The sequence below is a fragment of the Faecalibacterium prausnitzii genome, assembly GCF_003287405.1.
Lineage (GTDB): Bacteria > Bacillota > Clostridia > Oscillospirales > Ruminococcaceae > Faecalibacterium > Faecalibacterium intestinale.
In genome coordinates this window covers 1-643 of the sequence record NZ_PRLD01000064.1, presented here as the reverse complement: position 1 = coordinate 643, position 643 = coordinate 1, and the positions used below count along the sequence as shown (strand labels likewise).

General features: G+C 47.6%; 1 protein-coding gene. It reads left to right on the top strand.

The window, feature by feature from the left end:
* A partial coding sequence (locus tag C4N24_RS15555; protein WP_207657279.1) for a hypothetical protein occupies nucleotides 1-294 on the top strand: 294 nt, incomplete at its 5' end.
* Between the last annotated feature and the right edge of the window lie 349 nt (nucleotides 295-643).

Genomic DNA, 643 nt, shown 5'->3' with positions numbered 1-643 from the left:
TCCACAAGATGTGGTCGTGTTCATTTTGAACACAGCCACAGAAAGTGGTTGGTTATCACCGTGAGACCCACCACTTCAGTGAGGGAAAGTCCGCAAAAGAATTTACCGCCCCGCAACACACCCGATCTATTTTGCCGCCGATTCACCCCGACAAAATCATCGCTGCGCTGCATGGGCGGTATTTTTTTACAAATAGAACCTTATGTGGTTGTACAAATCTCCGAATTTTATTCACAGTTGTTGTCTGCACAACCTAAAAGTGTTATTCTTGTGCTTGAAAGAAGCAGGACGTAGTGTCCGCACTGCGCCCAGCTTTCTTCATACAGTACCTTGAATCTTGCATAAGCCGTCCGAACGTGATACCGACTTTTCGTCAACGCCGCTGCATAAACAGGGGCAGGAACTTCGTTCGGAGCAAACGGTGACCCCATTACATGAGCAGCACCACCTCTACTTATTTTTGCGTCTTAACAATTCGGAAACAATTACCCAGAAACGGTTTTGAGCGCAGCGGTAGAGGGCAAGAACCGTCCCGTGGCCACAAATTTTCAATTCTTGAAAATTTTCTGTCCATCCGGGACTTCACTTCTACAATGCGTCTGCATTTCCGAAGTGATCTTGTTGGGGTAGCGCTTGTCGGGGC